This is a genomic window from Frankia sp. CeCAU1, from assembly GCF_977971845.1.
The window spans coordinates 1-5,621 of sequence record NZ_CDWWXA010000209.1; the positions used below are offsets into that span (position 1 = coordinate 1).

Annotated in this window: 5 protein-coding genes; 2 read left to right on the plus strand and 3 right to left on the minus strand. The window is 70.8% G+C overall.

The genetic code is table 11. The features are described 5' to 3' along the window. Nucleotides 1–112: 112 nt before the first annotated feature. A complete protein-coding gene (locus AC08OO_RS22230) occupies nucleotides 113–1,288 on the minus strand; it encodes a L,D-transpeptidase (RefSeq protein ID WP_476611622.1) in 1,176 nt (391 codons plus the stop codon). Between the two features lie 945 nt (nucleotides 1,289–2,233). Here AC08OO_RS22230 and pucL point away from each other — a divergent pair. Further along, on the plus strand, nucleotides 2,234–3,127 hold the full coding sequence (gene pucL / locus AC08OO_RS22235; protein WP_476611623.1) for a factor-independent urate hydroxylase: 894 nt from the start codon (nucleotides 2,234–2,236) through the stop codon (nucleotides 3,125–3,127). A gap of 45 nt (nucleotides 3,128–3,172) precedes the next feature. Here the strand turns inward: pucL and AC08OO_RS22240 are convergent, their stop codons facing one another. Then, on the minus strand, nucleotides 3,173–4,057 hold the full coding sequence (locus tag AC08OO_RS22240) for an SAM hydrolase/SAM-dependent halogenase family protein (protein WP_476619023.1): 885 nt from the start codon (nucleotides 4,055–4,057) through the stop codon (nucleotides 3,173–3,175). A 15-nt stretch (nucleotides 4,058–4,072) separates the two neighbouring features. After that, nucleotides 4,073–4,495: a DUF3099 domain-containing protein gene (locus tag AC08OO_RS22245; RefSeq protein ID WP_476611625.1), complete on the minus strand. Its 423-nt coding sequence runs from the start codon at nucleotides 4,493–4,495 to the stop codon at nucleotides 4,073–4,075. Between the two features lie 410 nt (nucleotides 4,496–4,905). On the opposite strand from AC08OO_RS22245, the gene AC08OO_RS22250 reads away from it, so the two are divergent. Continuing rightward, a partial coding sequence (locus AC08OO_RS22250) for a glycosyltransferase (protein ID WP_476619024.1) occupies nucleotides 4,906–5,621 on the plus strand: 716 nt, incomplete at its 3' end.

Below are 5,621 nucleotides of genomic sequence, written 5' to 3' on the forward strand. Positions count from 1 at the left end.
CCGCCATAGCGGTGGGAGCGGCCGAGGGCGCACATTGGCGACGCCCGGCACCGAACCGGTCGGGCCGGGCGTCGTCCACGCTGCCGCGGGTGCGAGGCCCGCGATCGCCCGGTCAGGCGCCGGCGCCCGCCGCGCCGGTCCTGGGGGTGGCGGCCACGGGCCCGGGCGTGACTGTGCTCACCGCGGAGTCGAGGCTCACCACGGGGGCGAGCTGGTCGGACACCGGCAGCGCGCTGCCCGCCTTCCACGTGGCCCAGGGGACCGACCACGCGTTGCCGAGCTGTGAGGTGTCCGGCGGCCGACCGGTGTTGACGATGTCGATGATGTCACCGAGCCGGGTGAAGTTGTAGAACCACTGGGCGTCGGCGGGTGAGGCGTTCACGCACCCGTGGGAGACGTTGGCTCGCCCCTGGGAGGGCACCGACCAGGGGGCGGAATGCACGTACTGCCCGCCACTGGTGTAGTTGACAGCCCACTGGACCTTCTCGTAGTAGTAGTCCGGATTGCCCTGGGGGATGCCCACGGTGGCCGAGTCCATGATCACTTCGGGTGACTTGCCCAGCACGTTGTGCGGGCCGTCCATGCTCGGCAGGCTGGGTCTGCCGAGACTGACCGGCATCGTGCGCAGCAGTTGCCCGTCCCGGAAGACCTCCATCGTGTGGGTGGCCGAGTCGACCTTGGAGACCTGGGCGGAGCCGATGACGAAGTCCATCGCCCGGTCCTTGACCCCGAGCCGGCCCCCGCCCGCGTCGTAGCCGGCGAAGTTAGCCTCGACGTGCACCTTCGTCCCGGGCTTCCAGTACCCCTCCGGTCGCCACATGACGACCCGGTTCGACAGCCAGTTCCACGCGCCGAGGACCGGCGGATCGGTCCGTACGACCAGCCGGCTCTGGACGGCGGCCCGACTGGACGCGGGCGCGCTGAACGTCAGGCTGATCGGCGCGCCGATCCCGACGGTCTGGCCCGCGACCGGCTCCCAGGAGACCTTGAACGACTTCGCCGGGACGCCGGTCACGAAGCTGGTCCGCACCGACGTCGTCCCGGCGATGCCCGTCGCCGGGGACGTTGACGCCTCGACGTCGTACCGCGAGTCGGCGAACAGCCCACCGGAGGATGTCCAGGTCCGATGATCGGCCGAGAAGGTGCCGGGCATTGTCCCCGGCTCCGTCTTCTCCGACGCGCTCGCCCCCCGGTTGACGGAGACCGCGGCCAGCGGGGCGTTGCCGCGCACGACGATCGGGCTGGTCAGCGCCACCCCGGTAGCGCCGTCCCCCGGCGTGACCGTCACGCTCGCCGCCGGATCCGGGGCGGGGGTGGTCCCGGCCGGCGCCGGTGACGCCCCCCCGCCGGAACAGGCCGCCGCGGCCAGCACCGCGGCGAGCAGAAGCGTCCCCCCCGGCCACCGCCGGGGCCGGCGACCAGGCGATTCCGCCGGCCGGGATTCCGGCCGGGCCGAGTGACCCCACCCACGGGAAATACGCGGGGGAATCATTACCGAGCGAGACATGTAATGCCCCCTCCCGAAGACCGCGCCGGCAGCATCGCCGGACGGGAAGCTACGTCCGAACGGTACCCAGAGATCAACCCCAGGTACCCTCGATCAGCGTAATCTACGGCGCCAACCGGCAGATCATCACCCGGTGTCGAGCATCTTAATACGGAGAGTAGCACTCTCCAGGCGTCCCACATACACCCCTCCCCTTCTCCCCTTCTGACGCACGAACGCCTTCCCAGGTTGCCCGGCCCGGAGGACATTTCACCGACCACCCGAAACGACGGCCAGAACCCACGGCGATATCAAAGAAGACGCAACCCGTCACCCGCGCAGATGAGTTTCCGCAACCAGAGACGACTGGGCGGTACACGGCACCGCCGGCATGCGGGACCATTGACGTCTCACTGGCTTTCCATTGCCGGAAGCCGCCCGGACGGGCCACCACCGCGTGATCCCACCCCGCGGTCCACACGGCTCGGAGGGGCACCCGGCGACAGGCCGGGGCGACAGGCCGGGGCGACAGGCCGGGGCGACACGAGCCGGGCGCGCGAAACTCACCGTCGGTCCGGGATGTCACCCGGTCCGGCAGAATGGTCGGGCCACGTTCGGCGGTCTCCGGCCCGCACCGGTGCCGGCACGACGCCGGGACGGTCGGACCCGCGGCAGGCCGATCGACCCGGTCGGGCGAAAGGCGCACTCCGGACAAGGGAAATGACCGTCCCACGGCAGGGAGGCCACATGGCGATCGTTCTCGGGCCCAATCAGTATGGAAAGGCGGAGGTCCGTCTCGTCCACGTGGCGCGGAACGGACCGGTGCACCAGATCACCGATCTGAACGTCTCCACCGCGCTTCGTGGTGACTTCGCCGCCGCGCACCTGTCCGGCGACAATGCGCACGTGCTCACCACGGACGCGCAGAAAAACACCGTCTACGCCTTCGCCCGCGAGCACGGAATCGGCCAGATCGAGGATTTCGCGATCCGGCTGGGTCACCATTTCGCCGGATCCCTCCCGGGGATCGACGGCGCCCGGATAGAAATCGAGCAGTACCGGTGGGACCGTATCCAGGTGGATGGGGTGCCGCACGACCATGCCTTCAGCAGGTCGGCTGGGGAGAAAAGGACGACGGTCGTCACCCTCGACCGTGGCACGGCCTTCGTCGTGTCCGGACTCGCCGGGCTGGTCCTGCTGAAGTCGACCGGCTCGGAATTCTCGGGGTTTCTCCGCGACCGGTACACCACACTGCCCGAGACGACAGACCGCATCCTGGCGACAGAGGTCACCGCCCGCTGGCGCTACGTCCAGTCAGACCTCGACTTCGGGCGGCTGTTCGACGGGGTACGGACGGCTCTGGTCAGCACCTTCGCGAGCCTCCACAGCCTGGCTCTGCAACAGACCCTGTACCGGATGGGCGAGGCGGCGCTGACCGCGCACGCCGACGTCGCCGAAATCCGCCTGTCAATGCCGAACAAACACCACTTTCTGGTTGATCTAGAACCGTTCGGGCTCGATAATCCCAACACGGTCTACTACGCTGCGGACCGACCGTACGGCAAGATCGAGGGAACGGTCCTGCGCGATGACGCTCCCGACCCGGGGCCGAGCTGGCTGACCCTCCCGGGATTCTGCTGACCGGTGCGGACCCCCGACGGGCGGTGCGGCGTCCCGGACGCCTGTTCACGGGACGCCTGTCCCGGACGCCTGTCCCGGACGCCCGTCCCAGCGGCGCAGCGTAAGGCGGTCGCCGGGCATAAGCGTGAGGGCAAGCGCGGCGTCGCCGTCGCGCACGGCGAGGGCCGCCATCCCCGCCGAGTCGACGTAGAGCACCACCTCCCCCGGGCCGACGGAGCCGAAGGTGACCCCCACGGCCAGTTCAGTCATCGGGCCCGCGGCCGCGAGCGGGCCGGCCGCCTGCTCGGCCCCGGTCAGGCGGTCCCGCCGGAGCGGTCGCAGCACCGCCCGACCCGGCGGGCGCAGCCCGGCCGCGCCGAGCAGCGCGCCGGAGGCCGCGAGCTGGACGTTGCCGAACGTGTCGACGAGGACCACCTCGGTCTCCACGGTCCCATCCGGGCGTAGCCGGGCCAGGGCCGCCCGGGGACGGACCAGGGTCGCCGGCTCCACCGGCTCACCGACCTCCTGGAGCGGTGTCCCGCGCGCCAGGGCGGCGGCCACCGGGGCGAAGACGTCCCGGCCGTGGAACGTCGCGGGGGTTGCGGGCCGCGCCGCCAGCGTGACCGCGGCCTCGATCCCCCCCAGCCGCTCGGCCGCGGAGATCAGCAGGCCGTTGTCGGGCCCGACCAGGTGACCGCCGACCGCGCGCAGTGCCAGGGCCCGGCGCGACGTGCCCACCCCGGGATCCACCACGGCGAGGTGCACCCCCCGAGGCAGGGAACCCACCGTCTGGGCGAGCACGGCCGCCCCCCGCCGCACGTCCCCCGGCGGCACCAGGTGGGTCACGTCGATGATCCGGGCGTCCGGCACCGTCTGCAGGATCACCCCGTGGCAGGCTGCGACGAAGCCGTCGGCGAGTCCGTAGTCAGTGGTGAAGCTGATACACCTCACCGGCTCAACCTGACGTCAACCCGATGGTCCGGAGACGGACGCCTCGCCGAGCCCGGTGCCATCCCGGCCCGGTGGGTCCGGATGGCCGTGCACCCAGCCCTCGTCATCCACCCAGCCCTCACTGTCGACCACCCGGTGGGGATCGGCCTCCAGGGCCAGCAGTTCGCCCGCCGCCGACTGGCCCGGATCATAGCTGACAGGCCGGTCGCGTTCGGGCGTCGGACCGCCGTTGGCGATGACCACCGCGACCCATGGAATGATCACGGCCATCGCGACGGCGACGAACCGTAGCCAGCCGTGGAAGGCGACCACGGCGAGCACGAAGCAGAGCATCCGGAACATCATCGAGAGGAGGTAACGCACCTCCCGCCGATGGATGTCCCACTGCCGCGACCGGGCCGCGGACGTGATCAGGACCGTGTCCTGCCGCCTGAACATCACGCGTACACCTCGATGGCTCTCACTCCCCGACCGGTGCGCCGCCCCGTGCCTCCAAATATCCTCCTCACCGGCGCCCGGGGAAAATGCCGGCGGCAGGCGTGCGACGGTGCGGACCAGGAACCACGGCGTCCGCCGGGCGCCGTGTCGGACGACACCATGTCAGCTAGCACCATGTCAGCTAGCACCATGTCAGGTGACACCACCTCAAGTGACAACATGTCAAGCAGTATCATGTCAAGTGGCACCATGTCGGACGGGAATCCGGCCCGGATCCGCCGACCGGATGAACAGCCGGTCGTGTGCACCCGTACGGTGCACCAAGCTGTGCCAGAACGTTCATGTAACGGTCGGCTGGCCGTCTGCGGCACGGCTCCATGCCCTGCCACCGTGCTCGTGTGCGCATAGCGGTGATCACCGAGTCGTTCCTCCCCCATGTTGACGGGGTGACGAACACGGTCTGTCGAGTGCTGGAACATCTGCGGGACCGGCAGCACGAGGCGATGGTCATCGCGCCGGCTCCGGCGCCCGCCGCCCGACGCGCGGCGGCACGCAGCCACGCCGGTGCACCGGTGCTGTGGGCGCCGTCGGCTCCCCTACCGGGTTACCCGGCGTTTCGCTTCGCAGTCCCGTGGCCCGGGCTTCCCGCCGCCTTACGGGAGTTCAACCCGGACATCGTCCACCTGGCGGCGCCCGCCGGCCTCGGGGCGCAGGCGGTGTTCGCGGCGCGGCGGCTCGGCATACCGAGCATCGCCGTCTACCAGACGGACATCGCCGCGTTCGCCGCCCGCTACGGGCTGGCCACCGCGGAACGCACGATCTGGCACTGGCTCGCCATCGTACACCGGCTCGCGGCCCGGACCCTCGCGCCGTCCTGGGATGCCGTCGACACCCTCCTGAGCCAGGGCGTGCAACGGGTCGCCCGCTGGAGTCGGGGGGTGGACCTCGAACGTTTCCACCCGGCGCACCGGGACGACGAGCTGCGCCGCCGCCTCGCTCCGAACGGCGAGGTCCTGGTCGGCTACGTCGGCCGGCTGGCCCGGGAGAAGCGGGTGGAGCTGCTCGGAGCGGTGTCCGACATCCCGAACACCCGGCTCGTCGTCGTCGGTGACGGCCCCTCCCGTCC